At 32.2% G+C, this 18,558-nt stretch carries 13 protein-coding genes and 2 pseudogenes; 4 read left to right on the plus strand and 11 right to left on the minus strand.

Annotated features, from left to right (window positions below; translation table 11 throughout):
• Positions 1–8: 8 nt before the first annotated feature.
• From AC1DKZ_RS26050 to AC1DKZ_RS26060, 3 genes are all read right to left on the minus strand, one after another.
• A complete protein-coding gene (locus tag AC1DKZ_RS26050; RefSeq protein ID WP_476997374.1) occupies positions 9–1,010 on the minus strand; it encodes a LacI family DNA-binding transcriptional regulator in 1,002 nt (333 codons plus the stop codon).
• Between the two features lie 378 nt (positions 1,011–1,388).
• Entirely contained in the window at positions 1,389–1,643 is a 255-nt protein-coding gene (locus tag AC1DKZ_RS26055) for an SRA domain-containing endonuclease (RefSeq protein ID WP_476997375.1), read from the minus strand.
• A 14-nt stretch (positions 1,644–1,657) separates the two neighbouring features.
• Positions 1,658–1,840 carry an HNH endonuclease gene (locus AC1DKZ_RS26060; protein ID WP_476997398.1) on the minus strand — a complete coding sequence of 61 codons (183 nt, stop codon included), beginning with the start codon at positions 1,838–1,840 and terminating at the stop codon, positions 1,658–1,660.
• Between the two features lie 200 nt (positions 1,841–2,040).
• On the opposite strand from AC1DKZ_RS26060, the gene AC1DKZ_RS26065 reads away from it, so the two are divergent.
• A complete protein-coding gene (locus AC1DKZ_RS26065; protein ID WP_476997376.1) occupies positions 2,041–2,271 on the plus strand; it encodes a hypothetical protein in 231 nt (76 codons plus the stop codon).
• A 256-nt stretch (positions 2,272–2,527) separates the two neighbouring features.
• Positions 2,528–3,433, plus strand: coding sequence for a PIN domain-containing protein (locus tag AC1DKZ_RS26070; RefSeq protein WP_476997377.1), 906 nt, complete (start codon positions 2,528–2,530; stop codon positions 3,431–3,433).
• Positions 3,434–3,591: 158 nt separating this feature from the next.
• On the opposite strand, the pseudogene AC1DKZ_RS26075 reads toward AC1DKZ_RS26070, so the two are convergent.
• The 7 genes and pseudogenes from AC1DKZ_RS26075 to AC1DKZ_RS26105 all read right to left on the minus strand — a co-directional run bounded on the left by AC1DKZ_RS26075 (position 3,592) and on the right by AC1DKZ_RS26105 (position 15,926).
• Positions 3,592–4,037 (minus strand): annotated as a pseudogene (locus AC1DKZ_RS26075) (lysostaphin resistance A-like protein).
• 890 nt (positions 4,038–4,927) lie between these two features.
• Positions 4,928–6,076: a hypothetical protein gene (locus tag AC1DKZ_RS26080; protein WP_476997378.1), complete on the minus strand. Its 1,149-nt coding sequence runs from the start codon at positions 6,074–6,076 to the stop codon at positions 4,928–4,930.
• A gap of 867 nt (positions 6,077–6,943) precedes the next feature.
• Positions 6,944–9,949 carry a restriction endonuclease gene (locus AC1DKZ_RS26085; RefSeq protein WP_476997379.1) on the minus strand — a complete coding sequence of 1,002 codons (3,006 nt, stop codon included), beginning with the start codon at positions 9,947–9,949 and terminating at the stop codon, positions 6,944–6,946.
• Positions 9,950–9,963: 14 nt separating this feature from the next.
• A complete protein-coding gene (locus tag AC1DKZ_RS26090; protein WP_476997380.1) occupies positions 9,964–11,802 on the minus strand; it encodes a site-specific DNA-methyltransferase in 1,839 nt (612 codons plus the stop codon).
• Positions 11,803–11,805: 3 nt separating this feature from the next.
• Positions 11,806–12,627 carry a PD-(D/E)XK nuclease family protein gene (locus AC1DKZ_RS26095; protein WP_476997381.1) on the minus strand — a complete coding sequence of 274 codons (822 nt, stop codon included), beginning with the start codon at positions 12,625–12,627 and terminating at the stop codon, positions 11,806–11,808.
• Positions 12,620–15,211, minus strand: coding sequence for an ATP-dependent helicase (locus tag AC1DKZ_RS26100; protein WP_476997382.1), 2,592 nt, complete (start codon positions 15,209–15,211; stop codon positions 12,620–12,622). Before AC1DKZ_RS26100 ends, AC1DKZ_RS26095 begins: the two co-directional genes overlap by 8 nt.
• Positions 15,212–15,431: 220 nt before the next feature.
• Positions 15,432–15,926, minus strand: a pseudogene (locus AC1DKZ_RS26105) (DNA N-6-adenine-methyltransferase).
• Between the two features lie 447 nt (positions 15,927–16,373).
• On the opposite strand from AC1DKZ_RS26105, the gene AC1DKZ_RS26110 reads away from it, so the two are divergent.
• On the plus strand, positions 16,374–16,577 hold the full coding sequence (locus AC1DKZ_RS26110; protein WP_476997383.1) for a hypothetical protein: 204 nt from the start codon (positions 16,374–16,376) through the stop codon (positions 16,575–16,577).
• Entirely contained in the window at positions 16,564–16,746 is a 183-nt protein-coding gene (locus tag AC1DKZ_RS26115) for a hypothetical protein (protein WP_476997384.1), read from the plus strand. Before AC1DKZ_RS26110 ends, AC1DKZ_RS26115 begins: the two co-directional genes overlap by 14 nt.
• Positions 16,747–16,861: 115 nt before the next feature.
• On the opposite strand, the gene lmuB is transcribed toward AC1DKZ_RS26115, so the two are convergent.
• Positions 16,862–18,556, minus strand: coding sequence for a Lamassu anti-phage system protein LmuB (gene lmuB / locus AC1DKZ_RS26120; RefSeq protein ID WP_476997385.1), 1,695 nt, complete (start codon positions 18,554–18,556; stop codon positions 16,862–16,864).
• Positions 18,557–18,558 lie beyond the last annotated feature (2 nt).

Raw genomic sequence — 18,558 nt, forward strand, 5'->3', positions numbered from 1 at the left:
AAAAGTTTTCATGTAATATCCTTTACTGAGGATCTCTCTACTAACTGAGGAATAATTGTAATTTTTTGCTTAGCATGTGCCTTCATTTCCATCGTTTTTAAGAGTTGTTCAAACGTACAGGCTGCCATTTGTGTAATTGGCTGTTCAATCGTCGTTAACCCTGGATCTGCAATCTCAGCATAGATGGTATTATCAAATCCGATAATTGATAAATCTTCTGGAATTGAAAGCCCTTGTTTTCTTGCTTCATTCATAAGGCATATAGCAATCAAATCTGTACAAGCAAAAACAGCTGTAGGCCTGTTAGGCAAATTAAGTAATTCCTTACTTGCACGTTTACTATCTTCCACTGTCGAATAGCAACTAATTATAGCATCCTCTTCTAACGAAACCTCTGAATCTGTAAGAGCCTGTTTGAAACCAGTCAGTCTCCCTAAGCTACTTTTTCTATCCTTCTCCATCATAATCGTTAAAGATGTATGGCCTTTCTGCGTTAAATACTGTCCAGCTAGATAGCCTCCCTTCATATCATCAGTTGTTACAACATGAGTTGTGATGGAAGGATGATCTACGGTGAATAAAACAAGCGGCAAATCTCGATTCACTATTTTTTTAACTAGTTTATAATCATTTAGCTCCGTTGCAATAATAATGCCATCTACTTGCTTTTTAAATAATAAATCAATGTATTCATGCTCACGTTTTGTTTGATGGTCTGTACTACATAAAATGAGTGTATACCCTGATTCTCGTGCACTATTTTCAAAAGCTCTTGCTACTTCTGCAAAAAAGGAGTTTGAGATATCCGGAACAAGTACCCCAATCGTATATGTTTTTTTTCCTGTTAACGCTGCTGCCACACTACTTGGTTGGTAATCTAATTCATCCATTACTTTATTTACTTTGTTTATTGTTTTTTCACTAATACGCCCTGTTTGATTAATTACCTTAGATACAGTCGCTATTGATACACCTGCTTTTTCCGCAACATCATAAATTGTTGGTTTCACTTTAATTGTCCCTTCTTAATCATCTTTTTCTATATTTTATCATAAATATATTTTGCTTCTTGGTTCACAAGAGGAAATCTTTTAAAATTTATAGGTACTTCTATCTTCAGACTTAGTTCCTCTCATTTGCGTAAATACTTATTCTAAGTGGATATTTCAACTGATAAACATGCCCCTTTATGAAAGGCTTTTTACGAGCAGCATGCTTTGATAAAATAGAAAAACCTTCATTCTCATTAGTTATTAAATTGCAGTAATCGGAAACATGAATACAGTTCTTAAATTTCCTTTTTGATCGTATTGCTCTTCCGTAAACACTTCTTCAGCTAATCGGTAAACTCCTTGGTAACAATATTAATTTGAAACTTCCTTTTCTTGTTACTCCATTAGCTCTGAATTTCTTAATGCTAGATTGCCTTTTTCCATTTTTTGATTACCGTCTAGCCCTTGACCTGTATATAAGAATATAGTTGAATTTTGAGGAGCTGGTCGATCTACGTATACTGAATTAGGAACATGAACTAATACAATGATATTAGTTGTATTAGCAACACGAATACCTCCCATAATTGAATAATCTGTCTCTTCATTTAACTCTTTATTTGTATAAATTGTTCCTACAACATGCAACATTTAATTTCTCCCCTTTAGTTATTATATTCTGATGCAATTTTTCTTAATTTCTCTATATCTTTCTCATTATCAAGTACATGCAAGCGAGAATGACAATTACTACAAACCGCTGAACAATTTTCAATTACATCTAACCCGCCTCTTGAAAGCCATTCAATATGATGACATTTTAAATATGGCCTTCCCAGCTCATCCATAAAAGGGGCTGGCTGGTTGCTCACACAGCATACATTGTCCGTTTGTAGAAAGTGTATTAAATAAAATTGAAGAGGAAAATGCAAAGCGACCTATTAAGAATACTATACGTACTGATTATACTGAATTAATAGTTAGATATAATTTAGTTCGAGAAGCGGTTCTACTTTTAACACTTTCGTTAGAAGAAGAATTATATTTATTGGTTAATGCCTATAAAATATATGAAATTATTCGTAATGCTAGGGGATTTCAACAACGTGACGGACATAAAAAGGGTTCAGCAAAAGAAAGAAAAGATGAAATTACAGAGAAATATTCATTTAAATCTTTTCTTGACTTAGAAGAATTAAATGAATATATAAATAATAAAGGGGCATCAAGATTTCTATGTCGTCACGCGGACATAGTAAAAATGAAACAAAAATATTAGCTCCCCCATATAATGAAATTGTAGAGATTATTATTATAGCTATTAGTGAGTGGCTGAATGAACTAGATAGCACTAAACTAAAATTCGAATAATTTCTATTAGAATTCATTATATAAAAAACTGCTATTCCTAATTAAGAAATAGCAGTTTTTTCATGTAATATACTATATAATTTATATATAATACTAATTTCCTTTCGATTACATAGATTACCGTTCATATGTTAATTAACAAAATAAAAAGGGGACTGATATAAATGGAGAATTCTCCAAGAGAAACTATTACAACACCAGTATTAATATTAGATACATGTGTATGGCTTAATTTCTTAAAGACTGTTGATTTAGATATGGTCAACTTTAAGAAGTTAAGTGAATTATTTCGCGAAAAGGACATACTATTATTTACACCTAAACAAATAATAGTAGAATGGAATCGAAATCAACCTGAAGTCATGAAAAGATTAAATGCTTCAATTGAAAATAGCATTGGACAAACAAAAGCACTTTCAAATTATTTACCAAATTCCCAGGTAGCTACATACTCAAAGTTAATAGAAAAAACTGGTTATGATATTAGAATGAATATGATTGCTAGAAATACAGCAATGGTACATCTTGTAGATGATTTATTAAAACATGCATCTCGGCATATCTCAATAAAGGATAACGAAATTAAAAATCTCACAATTGACTTTGCATTAGAGGGTAAAAAACCATTTACAAAAAATAAAAATAGCATGGGAGATGCTATTATATTCTTTAGTATATACGATTACTTTAAAAATTCTGGGTTTGAATATACAAATTTGTATTTTGTAACAGATAATGTCGAGGATTACAGTCAAGGAACTTCAGGAAAAAAGAGAAGTACACTACACGATGACCTAAAACCTTATGCAGATGAAATAAATCTGAAATATTCTACAAACATTGCTCAATTAATTAATAAAATTCATAGCAATTCAATTGAGAAAGCCATTGAACAAGGTATAGAAAGAGAATTGTACTATAAATACACATCAGAGCCAGAGTGTCCAAAATGCAAAGCACAAATGGAAAGTGCTTACAGACCAAGTTATCAAGGTGCTCTCGAATGGATACATCAATGCAATGCATGTGGTGAAGTAATACATACAGGAAAAGAACTAATATCATTTTGATATTATATATGTTTTACATTTTTAAAAATCTAGACAACACCTATAATAAAGTATAAATTTATAAAATTGTACTTAAAAATCAAACAGAATAGCTACATATCACTATGTCGCTATTCTCTACTTAATCCATTTTTCTATTCTATTGCTATAGCACTATGTTAATTAACTAGAAAACTTGTCATCACAAATACAAATGAGTTATATACAGTATGAGCTAACATCGGTATTTTAAATTTTTTTGTCTTTTTATAACTCCACGCATATAAACAGCCATTTACAAAAGTAAGGAAAGAAGAACCATTCAAAATGAACAACTGTAAATATACCATTAGTAATAATACCCGCTGTGGTTCGATTAATCCTTTTAAACAAGTTTTCTAACCCAATTGCTTTCTGAATATCAATTCTTCTATAATAGGAGCAACCAATACAGGAATTAATATATTCAAGAAGTTGATTTCTATTTGTTGATTTATATGCTCTGTATTACCTGTTCCAATTCCAAAGTAACCTTTTATGAAGGAAAAAAGAGACTGGACACTATTGCAAGTTCAGTCGTCACTAACACCCATTTCCCCTTGTTTAAAACATCCTTTTCTCTCATTTTAAAAAGGAGACTTTATGTAATATAGAATTTTCCTTTCAACGCTATGAAAATACAAGTAAGCACATTTAGTTACATTAACTTGATATTCTATCATAGTAACTTTTCTCTCTCTCATTCCCATAATTTATAGCTAATTTAACAAAAAGCAAGGATATCACCAAAAAAATATATTGTACTGTATCTGTAATAATCCCTTTTTTAATAAAAGCATACATAGTAAAGTACGTCCCGAGCCAAATAGGAGAATCTAAAAGTATATTGTTCAAAATTATATTTTTAGCTTTTTCCAACAAATTAGACCTCACCCAAGGTAAAACCGCTGAGTACACCTATAACAAGTACAAATAAAGGCATTGCATAGGTATTACTAAAACTAGTATTAGATTTAACCTTTTTGTCATTTTCATTTGAATTATATTTAAATGTGGTAAAATACCCTCCTTACCCTGATAATGGTGGATGTTTTTTCCACTCAAGATTATATATTGCTTTAGAATTATTTGAGCGTAATTTAATATTCATGTTTTTAGTAAACTTACCTTTTAACGCCTTTTCGTTAGCGTCATAAAATTTTTTTCCTTAATATCTATACATCTAGGCTTTCCATTTACCAGGTACGTAAGAGTATACCCCGTCCTAACTTGTTTATCTTCATCATACAAGCTGAATCCCCTCCAATGTTCAAAAATCCGAATTACCTGGATAAAATGTTCAATCTCTAATACGCCTTCCTGAACTCGCGAATCAAGGCTCCTTTAGAATATACTTATAAGTAATAAACACCTTAAGTGTATGTTACTTATAAGTAAAAATAAAGAAAATAACGGTTTATAAATAATGATACATCTAAATTTATAAGATTATAATTTAAAACAATAAATCCAATTTTAAACATCTTTTTTAAATTTTAAAGTTCGGGCTATCCTTTGCATTTCACTACCAAGCACATTCTCTCCTATAGCAAAGTTATTCATTGAAAATTTGTTCATATGCATAAGTTCATTAATAATTTTTCTATTTTCATTTAGCCATACTGATAAAAACGAATTGTAATTCTCATTAATTCTAAAACTGTCTTTTGAACCAATTAATATTTCATTTTTCAAAAGGCATTCTATACCTAACTCACTATCAATAAGATTATAAAAATAAGAGACTTTATCCATATCCTTGCTACTACTTATCTTTTCATTATAAATCACATTAATTAGAATAAAATACATAGGAAAATTAATTAGTTCCATTAGAGTTAACAACATATTTGTTTCATTATTTTGCTTATTTATTATATAACTTGTCTTTTCATGCTCTTCTTTAATACTAATAATAGCCTGACCTTGTTCACTGTATAAGCTTGTATATACTGCTAATTGATCTTGCAAATCTCTAACTAGTTTATCGGTTCTATTCTCTGTGTTCTGAACCAGGTCTATAACTTTCCTTGCATAATCCTTTGCGCTTACTCGTTCAATAAATAAATCCGCACTCCTTACTTCATGTGCCTCCTGAAAAATTTCATTATAAAACGTTCTTACTTTCGGATAGATATTACTATCTAAGTACGCTGATCCATGAGCCAATTTTGGTCTTAACTTTTCGAGATTTTCCAGTATACCATCTGATATACTTTTTGCTTTAGCAGGTGCCTCATCTTGTTCACGAGGAGAAGGCATTTCTTCATCAAGCGCAGCAATATGATAATTGGGATGACATTGAATTTTAAAGAGAACACCCTTAAATTCACCTAATTCAGTCAGCATATTATCTATATGTATTACCCTATTTGGTAATTGTTCTATATATCTTTGTTTTTCTTGAATCTTGAGGCTCTCACTTGTATGTTTAATAGTTAACAATACGCCAAGATATGTAAGAACCCCCCCTATTCCTCCACCTAAAATACTCCCTAGAAAACCAAATCCGATTGTTATTCCAGCCTGACCATAAGAGACTGAAACGATTATTATAGTTATAAACAAAAAAAAGAATATTATTGCTGCGTATATGATTTTATTTTTGACAATTTTACTTACCAAGAAAAATCATCCTTTCTCAATTTTATTATTATTTATCAACTAGCAACCTAAACTTTGAATTTACAGAAAAATAATATCAGGTTGATAATGTTTCCATTTAAATAGATGTTGCTTTTCCATACCGATCACATCCTTTTTTAGAGTACTAGTATCAATATGTCTAAGTTTAGGAGGTTACTTATAAGCCTTTTGGAGTGTTTGCACCAGAACCCTTTTGAAAGGAAAACGGTTAAACTTTCTTCAAAACATCATGACTTTTTTAATAACAGTTAATCTTTTTTCAAAACGGTCAATCTTTAATTCAAACTTACGATGAGTGGTGCAACCTTATCCAATGATACCTAGCCTTATATGAAGTTCATGTTCCTCAGGCCGAAGATTTACCGCTGACTTCCTTCAACACCCTTGTCTTAAGCTAATCGCTACTAATGTGTTCGCGATTCAGGACTTGAACCCTAGAGAATATGTGCATGCTAGGCGCACAACAAAAAGTACGGTTTCAACTTTGAACGTCATCGACAAAAGTAGGCGAATATGAGGCAATTATTCCAAAAGTTACTGGTCAGGCGTTTATTACAGGATTCCACTAATTTGTAAGTAAGCGAATATATCCGTGGTCTTATTCAGCAAGACATGGATAACCGTTCTTCTTTTATAGATGAAAAGAAAATTTCGGTAAGAATTCTTCAAGCATTACAAAATAATGAATTACTATTACCTGATAATAAGAAAGAAGTAATAGAGCCTATCCCATTAAGTGATGAGACCAAAAATACCATTTTTAATCTTTTTTAAAAGAAAAAATGCTGAAATTAACCAGCATTTTTTCATAAGCAATATAAACTTTCTCTCACTTTTACAAACATTTTAGCTTTCTTTAAAACTCATCTGTTTTGCTTCATTAACTCCCATCCAATCATGGCTTGTTGAAGTCACTACTCGATAGCTAACACCAATCTTTTCAAAATATTTCATTGCACATAATATTTTACGTTTTTCTTGTGGGAATCGAAGATCCTCAAGTTTTACTCCACCCTTTGTTTCTCTTACTAATTCAAGTTTCAATTTACCATTATACTTTCTCACAATTGCCCAGTCAGGATTATAATTTCCAATAATTTTTGGTAACAAGATTTTGAACTTTGGTGGAAATTTAAAGTAAAGAATTGTGTTGTCTTTCTCCACATCTGGTTTGATTAGATTTTCAATGAAATCACGTTCAACATCTGAATCTACCTGCACTTTATCGTACAGCCCCGCTTTACCAGCCTCAATTAGTTCTCTTTGAGGTTGTTTAACCGTTGCAGGGAAAAGAGTATCTAATTCATAGACTTCTGTATTATCGTCAATTTCAAATTCTATATTATCAACAATATGGTCACTTAACATAATACGAATTTCAGAAAGGAACGTTGAAATCCAGCCTTCTGGGTTATAGAAAATCTTCTCCTTCTGTCCTTTACTAATACGTTTGAAAATTTCTACAATTGTTTTCTTCGTTAAGTTTGTCTCGTTTGCAGTTCGAGTAATAAAATCTGGAATTGGGTAGGCTGACTTTTCAGCCTGTTCAACTTGCTTTTTAGGCTTCTCTGCTTTTTCAGTTTGAAATTTAAATGGCTCAAATTTCTTTACTGTTATTTCATTTGCAAACTTTACATAAGGCTCTCCATACAGCTCTCCCATATGAAGAACTTTAAATCCACGCAGTCGTTCATCTTTTGTCTTTTTCTTAAGGTCATCATTAACCCCAACTACAAATTCATAATGATTCTTTTCCCCTCTGGAATCTTCCATTTCAATTTTGAGTTTTGCACTCTCTCCTTCAACAGAAACAAGAGAGATTTTATATTCACACATGATAAAGCGGCCTTTTGTAATTTCAATTAGAGGAGAAGGGAATTTTGCATTATTGAGCCTTTCTACGCACTGCTCAATTAGTTTACCAGTGTCCACTGTTACCATATAAGACATCTTTTTATTTAGCTTTCTCCAAAACTCATTAAACTCTTCTGACTTATAAACATCATCTCTTCTGTTTACCTCACTTGATTCAGGCGGCTTAGGAGCTGGTGGTGCATCCACTCCATCTTCAATGTATTCTTGTTGTAGTCTGGATACAAATGATTCATATTGCTCATTTGCTACAACTGTAAGAATATTAATATCTTGGTTTTCTGCTCTTTTTCCTTCTTGATCCACAGATAACCGTAAGCCCCGACCAATCTCTTGACGTTTTTTCATTGTTGAACTTGTTTGGTTCAACGTACAAATTTGGAATACATTCGGATTATCCCAGCCTTCTTTTAATGCTGAATGGGCGAAAATAAATGAAACTGGTTCACCAAAACCTAAGAGACGTTCTTTATCCTTCATTATTAGTTCAAACGCTTGTTTTTCCATTTCACGTTGCTTTTTGTTTTTACCATCTGTATCAACAGCTTCTTCTTCGGGAGAATCTGCTTTTGGCTTTGAAAAATAACCTTGACGTACTTCGTTTGCAGATAAATTCTTAAAATCGTCATAATGACGTTTTAATCGTTCAAAACTTTCATCGAATAGTTTCTTTATCATTCCATCGGGAGCAGTATAATTCTTTACTCTATCTATAAAAAACAGAGAGAGCACTTTGATTCCTTGAGCTTTTAATGTTTGTTGGCGTTGCATGTGAACACTAATTGTTCTTTCAATTTGAGCTCTAAAGATACTCTCTTTTGATAGCATGGAATCGCTAACCGATAAAGTTACACCATTTTCAAATACAATCAACTGATCCTCTTCATTCCGTCCGTACCGAATATCTTCAACAACGAATTGCTCATAATCAGAGTTTTTCGTTTTAACAAACAGGTCATCCCCTTGTTTTAAGGAAATGTCCCTTTCAACTAACTGCCCCTTATCTAAAACTAATGCCCTTAATACCGCAGACATTGGGTTTCTCTTTATTTCTAATAAGCGAAGAACTCCCTCATTGAGATTGCCCAATTCAGAAATCCCAATTACTTCAATTTGCTTAACTAAATTGTTTCTGAAAGCATCAATTGGTGTTAGTCGGTAAACCAAATTAGGTGTTTCCCTATGCGTTGCCGAATATCTTAATACAAATAAAGGTTTGAGTGTACGAATTGCTTCCTTTGCTTTATTTGTTTCAAAGTTTTGGGCTTCATCCAAAATAATTATTGGTCTTGTAGCCTGTATATACTCATAAGGTTTCCATTCACCCTGAAGTTTCTCTGTATGCTTGAAAATGTTATTACTCGCTTTATTAAATGAATCTATCGTCATAACCATTACAGTTAAATCATTGCTATTTGCGAAAGTATTCAACTCACCTAATTTTGCACTATCGTATTCAATAACAGCAACGTCTTGGTTATCATATATCTGACGAAAATGATTTCTCATTGTTTTAAGGGACTTAATAACCCCTTGATAAATAGCAATACTTGGGACAACAACTATAAATTTCGTAAACCCATAATTCTTTTTCAACTCATACATTGTCCTAATATAGACATAAGTCTTCCCTGTACCTGTTTCCATTTCAACAGTGAAATGCGGGACACGAATTGAATCGTTCCCAGCTACTTCAAGTACCATCCCATCATCTACATACAAGTCATCCGAAAATTCCAGTTCACTTCCACGATTTTCATCGTTATTTTTCTCTTGAGCTCTTTGAAGATTTTCAAACAACAAAATCTCATCTAAAAATTCATCAGGAGGAAAGTTGGGAGTAACATCGTTCATTGTCCCAACTGGCAATTCAATTTGCTCTTGATATGGTACTCCTTCAAATAAATCAACCACGCTGGAAATGGCATCTAACTGGAACTGTTGATCAGGATTATATTGTAAAGTAAGTTTTTTCGCCAATTAATCCACCTCCATTAAATTGTTTTGACATTCATTGATTCACTAAGGATAATTTTTTGCTCATTTGACAGGGCGCTATCCAGACAAATAAACGTTCCATTTACAAAATTCAAGGATAAGTAACTTCCAACTTCCTCATGCAATTTATCATCTAAACATACTACTAATGAGAAAGGAACATTATCATGCTGAACAATCCAAAGTAAATTAGATTCTCTCGCTTCTTTCCTAATTTTAGTATCAAGCGGAAATCCTTGATGTAGCATCAACTCAATAATAATATCTATTTCATTTGCCTTTTGAATAAATGGAGAATTTGTAAATAAATCAAGTATCTGATCAAAACTATCTATATTGTTCCCTTCAAAACTCTGCCATTTTCTTATATTTGATTTTCCCATTTTAAAAACCGAAAAGCCTCTATCTAACCCATCTTTATTGCCATCCTCATTGTCAACTTTTTCAACAACTTTCTTCAATCTGGATTTAGTAATCTCTGAAATTACAGGATATTGAGAGTTATCCGTTTTCTCTGGTAACTGAATTAGGATAAATTGTCTGTTCCCCTTATCTTCTGTGTTTAATTCATATACTGCATGACCAGTTGTTCCTGAACCTGCAAAAAAGTCAAGAACAATATCATTAGCCGATGAATCAGTGAACATGTTTAAAATATTCTTCAGCAATTTTGACGGCTTAGGGTGAGAGAATATCTTTGGAATATCAAATAATTGAGTTAATTCCTCTGTTCCGTCAGAGTTCATCCCATGTTTATCCCACAAAGAATCAGACTTTTGTCTACTCCCCTTCTTGTTCATAAAGAAAACTTTTTGTACTGGACGAGCAGTACCACTTTTCCCAAAAATTATTCTACCATCTTTAATCCTTCTCTTTACCTCTTCTTCATTAAACACCCAATACCTACCTTTTGGTGGCAAATGGACTTCGCCATTTAAAGGATTAGTAATTGGAAAATATGGTCCAACATGATTTGCAGATAAGTCTTGCACTGTCCAAGGACCCCTTGGGTCGTTATCTGGATTAGAATAGTTTTTCTCAATGTATTCTTTACTAATTGGTAAACCAATCTCCCCTACCAAATTTACATTACGAGCATAGCAAAGGATATAATCATGGACAGAAGGAATAAACCCTACATTGTTACCATTAGTTTTCTTTTTCCAAATAATACAACCTAAAAAGTTTGATTCACCAAAAATCTCATTTGCAACTAACTTTAAATTACTAACTTCTTCTTCCCCTATAGTAATACATATAAAACCATCATCTCTAAGCAAAGACTTTGCCAGTTTAAGACGTGGATACATCATATTCAGCCAGCTAGTGTGGAAGCGACCACTTGCTTTAGGATTTGCAGTCAATAAACCTTCTTCATCTGCTTGTCCTGTTTTTTGCAGGTATTTTTCTGTAGGTTCTTTAAAATCATCTTTATAAATTAAATCACTACCTGTATTATAGGGAGGATCTATGAATATTAGTTTGATTCTACCTGAATAACTCTTTTTAATTTGTCTAAGAACCTCAAGATTATCTCCCTCAATAAAGATATTTCTTGTATTTTTTTCATTGATTCCTTCATTTTCTACGAACTTTAAAGTCCCATTTGGAGGAAGCATAGCAAGTTTCCTTGCCTCATTTTTTCCTGTCCAATTGAGACTGTAAAATTCTTCATTACCTTCTTCAAAACTTTCATCATTGAGTGCAGTTAGTTCCTCTCTCAATTTATCTATGTTTAAAATACCTTCAATAAATGCTTCTGGAAACAACTCCTTAAGTTTCTCAATTCTATCTTCGTCAATCTGTTCAGGTCTTTTTAATTTCTCAATAGACATTCCTTACACCTCTTCTTCCTCTAAATTCGCTTCTATTACTTCTACTCTTTCATGCTCCGTTCCATAGTCATCATAAAATGCTAAGAAATTACTTTTAGCACGACTGGAGGAATAAGCATATTCTTTATATGATTCACACGAAAAGCGGACATCACAGTTTCGACAAACGTGTACTGCAAAAGTTTTATTATCTTGTATTTTAGAATGCAGTTTCTCTACAGGAGGTGGGGTAAATTGAAAGTCTTCAATCCTATCAACCACTTCTCCAAATGCTTCTAAATAGGCTTCTACTTGTTCTGATTCTAATTGAATAGGAACTTCTGGATTCCATTTTACAATGGCTTCTTCTAAAATTTGTTCATTTTTAGATTGAGATGCTCGTTGTTTTGCTTTTCTTAATTCGTCAGTTTCACCAATAGCAATAATTGAGGTACCACCTAAATGTTGTCCTCGTATAGATTGCCAAATATAAGCATAAATGTTTAGTTGGCCTTCATAGTCCTTTTTGTTACATCTTACAAAATCTACATCATGGGTTTTTATATCATACATGACTACTTTATCATCTTCTTTTACAACGTCAACTACTCCTTGAATTGTATAATATTTTCCTGACGGTGTTTTTTGTTGTGGAAGTGTGAGTCTAACTTCAGTATCTGAAACATTCTCTGCAAGGTTTCTAAGCTTTTTCCAATATTGCTTCACCTGTTCTAAAGCTAACTTTTTCACATGAGGAGACAATGAATGTCCCCCTTCCAATCTCAAAAGCTCATAATTTTCCTCAAATGCTTCCGCAATAAATTCTAACATCTCTTCATTATTCATTTCTATCACCTCTTAAAGAAATGATTCGGTTATGAATATCCTCAATCGTCTGATGAACAAGACTACCAAATAACATAGTTTGTGATCGAGAAGGGATAAACCCATACTTTTTAAACACCATATAGTTTCTTGGACATTTTAAATAAAGTAAATAATCACTTGTATATGAATACACTTTAGGGATTTCTTCTTCTTTCACTTCCACTTTAGGCATATCAGATACAACTACGTTCGGTATTTGGGGATATTTCATCTCTTCTAATAACTGCTTAAATGCTGGTTCGACTTTTTGTCCAGCCCCTCTTAAATTGCTAATAATCAACATTTCTTCAGCCCTTGAAAGAGCAACATAAAATAATCTCATTGTATCGAATTCAGGTATTTTTTCCAATGGCTCATTGTCACCTTCAATTAAAGGTCTAACAATTTCTTCCTCCCTTGGAACACTCTGATTCTTCTTTCCTGGGTTTCCAAGGACAACATAAGGAAATTCCAATCCTTTTGACTGGTGGATAGTTAAAAATGGTACTCGCCCCTTTGGAAATGGAGTTTCCTTATTTTCTACCTCTGTTTCTCCAATTCTAAATAGGCCATAAACATAACGACCAAAGAAATCATTTGAAAGGTGATCCTCAATTAGCCTTGCACCAGTAATAACAGAAGAAGATTGCTCCATATATCGTGATAAATACTCAGATATCATCGACAAATTACAAATCGGTCCTTCGTCTAATCCATCTTCCGCCAATTTAAACATTTGAGAAAAATACGGAAATCCGCAAAGACGATAGAATAAGTCAAGGATGTTCCAGTCAACTGAAGTTGCTCGATTAAGAATATATTGCAAACTAAAAGGTTTTCCTTGCTTTGTTCTTTGCTCAATGATTTTATCTAATCTATTTGAGCCTAATCCTCTAATTGTTAGTTGAGAAATCAATGGTGTTTTCGATAATATTCTTTTATGTTTTTGAGGAATATAACTTTCTTTTAAAGTCCATCCATTATCATTTACTGTTTTTAATAAACGAATATAGTCCTCTTTACATCTTTTCAGTTCTTCTGTTTTTACATTAACAAACCGCTCCAACCGTTCATCCTTCTGCAGTAATTCTTTAGCTGTTCCCTCTATAATGTCTAACCAATCATGGTAGTCCTTATATACACCAGAATAATCTTGTCGAGCAGGTTTTCCAAATACCTTTGTAAAAATACCGAACATAGCCTTGGCTTCCTCAACTTCTAAAAATCTCCCTGCTCTTGGAGCATATACATTAATTCCTTCCTTTTCTAAAGCTCTCTTCATTCGTTTTACATGCTTATTATTTTTTAATGCTGGGAATAAAAATGCAATTTGATTGGGATCTTCGACTTTTTTTTCATCTATGAGCTTTTTAACAAAATGAGCAATTTCCTCCGCTATATCCTCAGACTTTGAAGGGGTAGTCGTAATGACAGAAATGTCATTATCTTGTTTATACGCTTGGATATTTTTATCATGTAATCTGTAATATCCTTCACCGTTTTCCTTTACCCAGCTAACCTTATCAATAAAGTTCGTATAAGTTGTAACAATTTGTTTTTTTGAGCGGTAATTTATGTTTAACCTTATTTCTTTCGGTGGTGTTTGTAAATACAACTGACTTCTTTGCGGAAACTGAACAAAGTTTTCTACTGTAGCACCTCGGAAACGATACAGGGCTTGATCATCATCACCAACAACGCATAGATTTTTATTCCCTAAAGCTAATCGAAAAAAAAGCTGTTCTTGGATTCGATTTGTATCTTGAAATTCATCAATAATAAGATATTCAAATTCATTAATGACATGTTTACTTTCAAGTAATTGATGTAAAGCCCTTTGTTGTAGAAGTGAAAAATCTACCATATTATTAGACTGAAGTTTTTGTGTATACCATTCATATAACTTTGCAATCTGAAGCAATGTTTCGTCTTGCTTTTTAATTGAGTGATTTTTAATCAATTCAATCGGTAGATTTTCTTCTGATAATCTATTAAAAATTGAAATAAGAGACAAGGCAGTTTCGTGACGTGATTCCGAACGTTTCCCAAAGTATTGCTTTATATCAGATCGCCATTCATTCTCCTTTACATGAAGCAATTCTTCTGCTAAATTCCAAAAAGAGCTTGAATTTATATAATAGTATTGATCTAATTCATCCATAAGAATTGGAGGTTTTACCCTTGTACGATTTTTAATAAATCGTCTATCACCAATAATTTTTTGACAAAGTGAATGGACTGTACCAACATACATACGTGAAATATCATAAGAGATTCCCGTAAGATTTGTTACTGTTCCTAATATAGTTTGCAATCCGTCTTTTAACTGCTTTGCGGCCTTTTCTGTAAATGTTGATAAAAAGATTCTTTCTGGTAATACACTATGAAAAACAATAGCGTTTACAGTTCTCCATAAGAGAACCCTCGTTTTTCCTGAACCTGGACCTGCCATTAGGAACAGAGGACCATCTAATGATAAAATCGCTTCACGTTGCCCTTCATTTGGTTTAAATCTATGTATTTCAAACAACTGTTCTAAAGTAATACTTCCCCTTGTATCCAATTTCCCCCCTCCAAATGATATAAATGTTCTATTTTTATTGTACCAACAATCTACTATTATTTGCTATTAATTTGGAAGAACATTTTTAAGATATCCCGATATCTTAAAATACGAATACCATCCAATCTTGGGTTCTTTCAATTGATAGTTACTTAACATATAAATATAAAAAGCCTCGTTTTCTAACGCAGCCTTTTAAGCATATGCTAATAGGTAATATTCAAGCAATATTTATAGCCATTAAACTATATTTCTTAGTTTTATTTCTAAAAATTACAATGGCAGAAAGAAACGGTGCTGAACTTTTACAATTACCAAACTTTAACCTTCCCTTTACAAACCGAATTTCACCTTTCATACAGTAGTCATCCCACCACTTCGTATCCGTTCTGGCAGGGATTAGGCAAACCACTGTAGCATCTTTCTTCGAAGATTCATAGGCTTTCTTAACCCATTCTCCAATAGTACGACCGTAAAGAGGATTCATCCAGCAAACGCCATTCTTGTTTTAACCGTCTATTTCTGGACTGTAATAATTTTCGCATTTAGCATTTTCTTCTCTTGCACATACATCAAGTTCAAATCTAAATTCTTCATTTAATCTATCAAATAAATCTTGTGAAGTAGCCCACAAATCAGTTTTTGAAGTAAATAAACCAGTATTAATAGTCGTTAAATTTCTCCTTATTATTTTGTAATGTTTTATGAGATTAATATATTCCTTTCGTCAACTGTTTACATTAGGTTTTCTGTTCTATCTGGTTCGTGGAATTAATTAGTGCATATTGATAATCCCAAAAATAAAACAAGAGGTGTGTCCCTATTCCTCAAAGATGATGTAATCACTAAGCGAGAAGAACTTGAACTGCTTCGTGTCAAATACCGCCCATATGAGAATTGACCTGCTACAAACAATGTTTGTACCTGCTCAGATTATTGTTCGGGGTAGAGATGATGCGGATATTTCCCCCATCAGGCCTGAGATAAATACTGTTTCCACCTGCTACACGAAAAGAGTGTAGCAGCTTCAGATAATTTTGGACGCTGCCTTAGACTGCAGATGAGGTATATAACGTTTCGTTAGTGACCTATCTTGTCGAAAAATGCCTCAATAAACGTTTGACATTTTTAAATAAACAATTACCAATTGGAGGTTTGTAATATGGGAATCAAAATGATATACAAAAAGACTCTTGCTATGGATTTGATAAAAGCGGGACATGATTTGGAATATACGACACGGAATCGGAAGAATAAAAAATACCAATGTTACGCTTTTGAAGATTCAGTTGAATTGAGAAAGAGCATTGCACAAATAAATAACCAAAGATATAAAGGATATTCAACAGGCAATGAAATGGAATGAGAACATACAAATGATACTATTAACAGTATCGGTAATAATAATGATGATAATGTTCGCTATTACCGTGTGGGACGTCACCTTTAAGAAAGATGATGAAATGATAAGACAAGAGCAAGAACGGGAGGAACGACGCCTACAACGTTTAGAAATAATAAAAAATATGGAGTGAAGGAAGGAACGAAACGTAACTCCCTTTACAATATAACAAAGGAGGCCTGAATTTAAGGCTCCCTTCAAATTAAATAAGGACGCTCCGTATTAAAGCGTCCTTTTACTATTTCTAATTATTGATTTGCTTCAAAATATAAAGCAACAAAGTCATCAATTATCACTTGATTATTTTGATAATCTTCAGCAGATAATAAATGATAAGGTTCATTTTCTAAAGTAATTATGTTAAATTTTTTAGTATCTCCATTATAAAAACTTTCAAAATCAATTGTAGCTAAAATAATTTGATTTGAAATTTGTGCTTTCTCTGTCAACAACCTTAAAATCAATTCACTATTTGTAGTACTTTGTTCTCCACCTTTAGGAGAATCAATTACTAATGGATATTTTAATCCTTCAGGATTATATTCTTCAAGAAGCTTTATAAATGAATATACTCTAGCTAAATTAACTCGAACTTGACCGCTACCAGATGCTTTGAGGTTTTTTCCAATATTATATTTTTCAGGGAGTGCGTGTTCATTCGTATTAAATCTAATTAGATTTAAATTTAAGATATCCTTATAACTACTGTTAGCTTTATCTATTTCATCCTGCCATTTTTTTAAATCTTTTCTTATTTCTTTTAAGTCTTCTGACTTTTCTTCTATGTCACCAGCATTTTTGACAAGTTCCGTGCTTAGTTGATTTTGAGTTTCTTGTAATCCTTTAAATTTCAGTATGTCTTCAAATGTATTGTCTGAATCAACCTTTTCTTCTTCAATAGTTTTCAACGTAGCTTGATAATCTTCATATTCTTTTTGTACTTTTTTCATTTTCCCCTGCAATTTTCCCTTTATATCTAACATTTCTAATTTTGATGCTTCTAAGTCTACAATATTATAATTAATTCTTAAAATGTCTTTAGCTTGTATTTCAAAATGCTCTTTACAATACGGACATTCTACATCAAATTGATGTTTTACATGTGCTCTTACTTTATCATTTTGTTTCAAAGTACTATTTAAATTATCAATTACATTGTCAATTTTATATATTTCTTCCTGATATTCTATAAGTTTTCTTCGAATGTTATTCAAATCATATGAGTACTTTTCATATTTATGAAGTATCTCTTTCTTTTGAATTTGTAGTGCTGTAATATCCAGTTCCAAATTAAACGCTGTAATGTTTTCTCTTATATATGCAAGCAAACCTAAAATTTCTTTTTTTCTCGTTTTCAAATCACTCATAGAAACATCTAATTCTTTTTTTTCTTTCAACTTTATTCCATAATCTTCATCAAGAATATCTAGATGATAATAAAATAATAAGTCTCTACTTTTTTTATCAAATTGGCCTAATTTATCAAAAGATTTCAATTCTGATGTCCAACCATGGTCCTGGTCAATGTAATAAGGAATGTAATGAAACACAGGCGGAGCTATCACATATTTTTTCTGCTTGTCTTCTAAAAAAACATTGAATCCAAATATATCATGTAACTTATGTGATAATTCAGAAGCGCTCGATGTTTTAAAGATTCCTTTAAGGTCTTTTATTACAACAACATCACCATGTCTAATAAAAGTATGTTTCATATCATTTACTTCTATCTCTAACATGTGGATTTTACTTTTCGCATTTAACCTATCAGCAAAGAATACTTCTGCGCCCAATGTATAATAAATGGATTTCATTATTGTTGATTTACCTAGTTGATTTCCTTTACTTGTAACAATATTAATACCATCCTCGAAATTTACACTCTTAGCTTTTTTTTCAATTACATCAAATATGAATAACTTACGAATTATTATTTCATTCATGA

It is taken from the genome of Bacillus sp. 05T21, assembly GCF_056396785.1.

What these genes read in the sequence shown, in the direction of transcription:
- AC1DKZ_RS26055 (WP_476997375.1), bottom strand. Translation starts at nt 1,643, where the DNA reads ATGTTGCATGTTGTAGGAACAATTTATACAAATAAAGAGTTAAATGAA.
- AC1DKZ_RS26060 (WP_476997398.1), bottom strand. Translation starts at nt 1,840, where the DNA reads ATGGATGAGCTGGGAAGGCCATATTTAAAATGTCATCATATTGAATGG.
- AC1DKZ_RS26070 (WP_476997377.1), top strand. Translation starts at nt 2,528, where the DNA reads ATGGAGAATTCTCCAAGAGAAACTATTACAACACCAGTATTAATATTA.
- AC1DKZ_RS26090 (WP_476997380.1), bottom strand. Translation starts at nt 11,802, where the DNA reads ATGTCTATTGAGAAATTAAAAAGACCTGAACAGATTGACGAAGATAGA.
- AC1DKZ_RS26095 (WP_476997381.1), bottom strand. Translation starts at nt 12,627, where the DNA reads ATGAATAATGAAGAGATGTTAGAATTTATTGCGGAAGCATTTGAGGAA.
- AC1DKZ_RS26110 (WP_476997383.1), top strand. Translation starts at nt 16,374, where the DNA reads ATGGGAATCAAAATGATATACAAAAAGACTCTTGCTATGGATTTGATA.
- AC1DKZ_RS26115 (WP_476997384.1), top strand. Translation starts at nt 16,564, where the DNA reads ATGAAATGGAATGAGAACATACAAATGATACTATTAACAGTATCGGTA.
- lmuB (WP_476997385.1), bottom strand. Translation starts at nt 18,556, where the DNA reads ATGAATGAAATAATAATTCGTAAGTTATTCATATTTGATGTAATTGAA.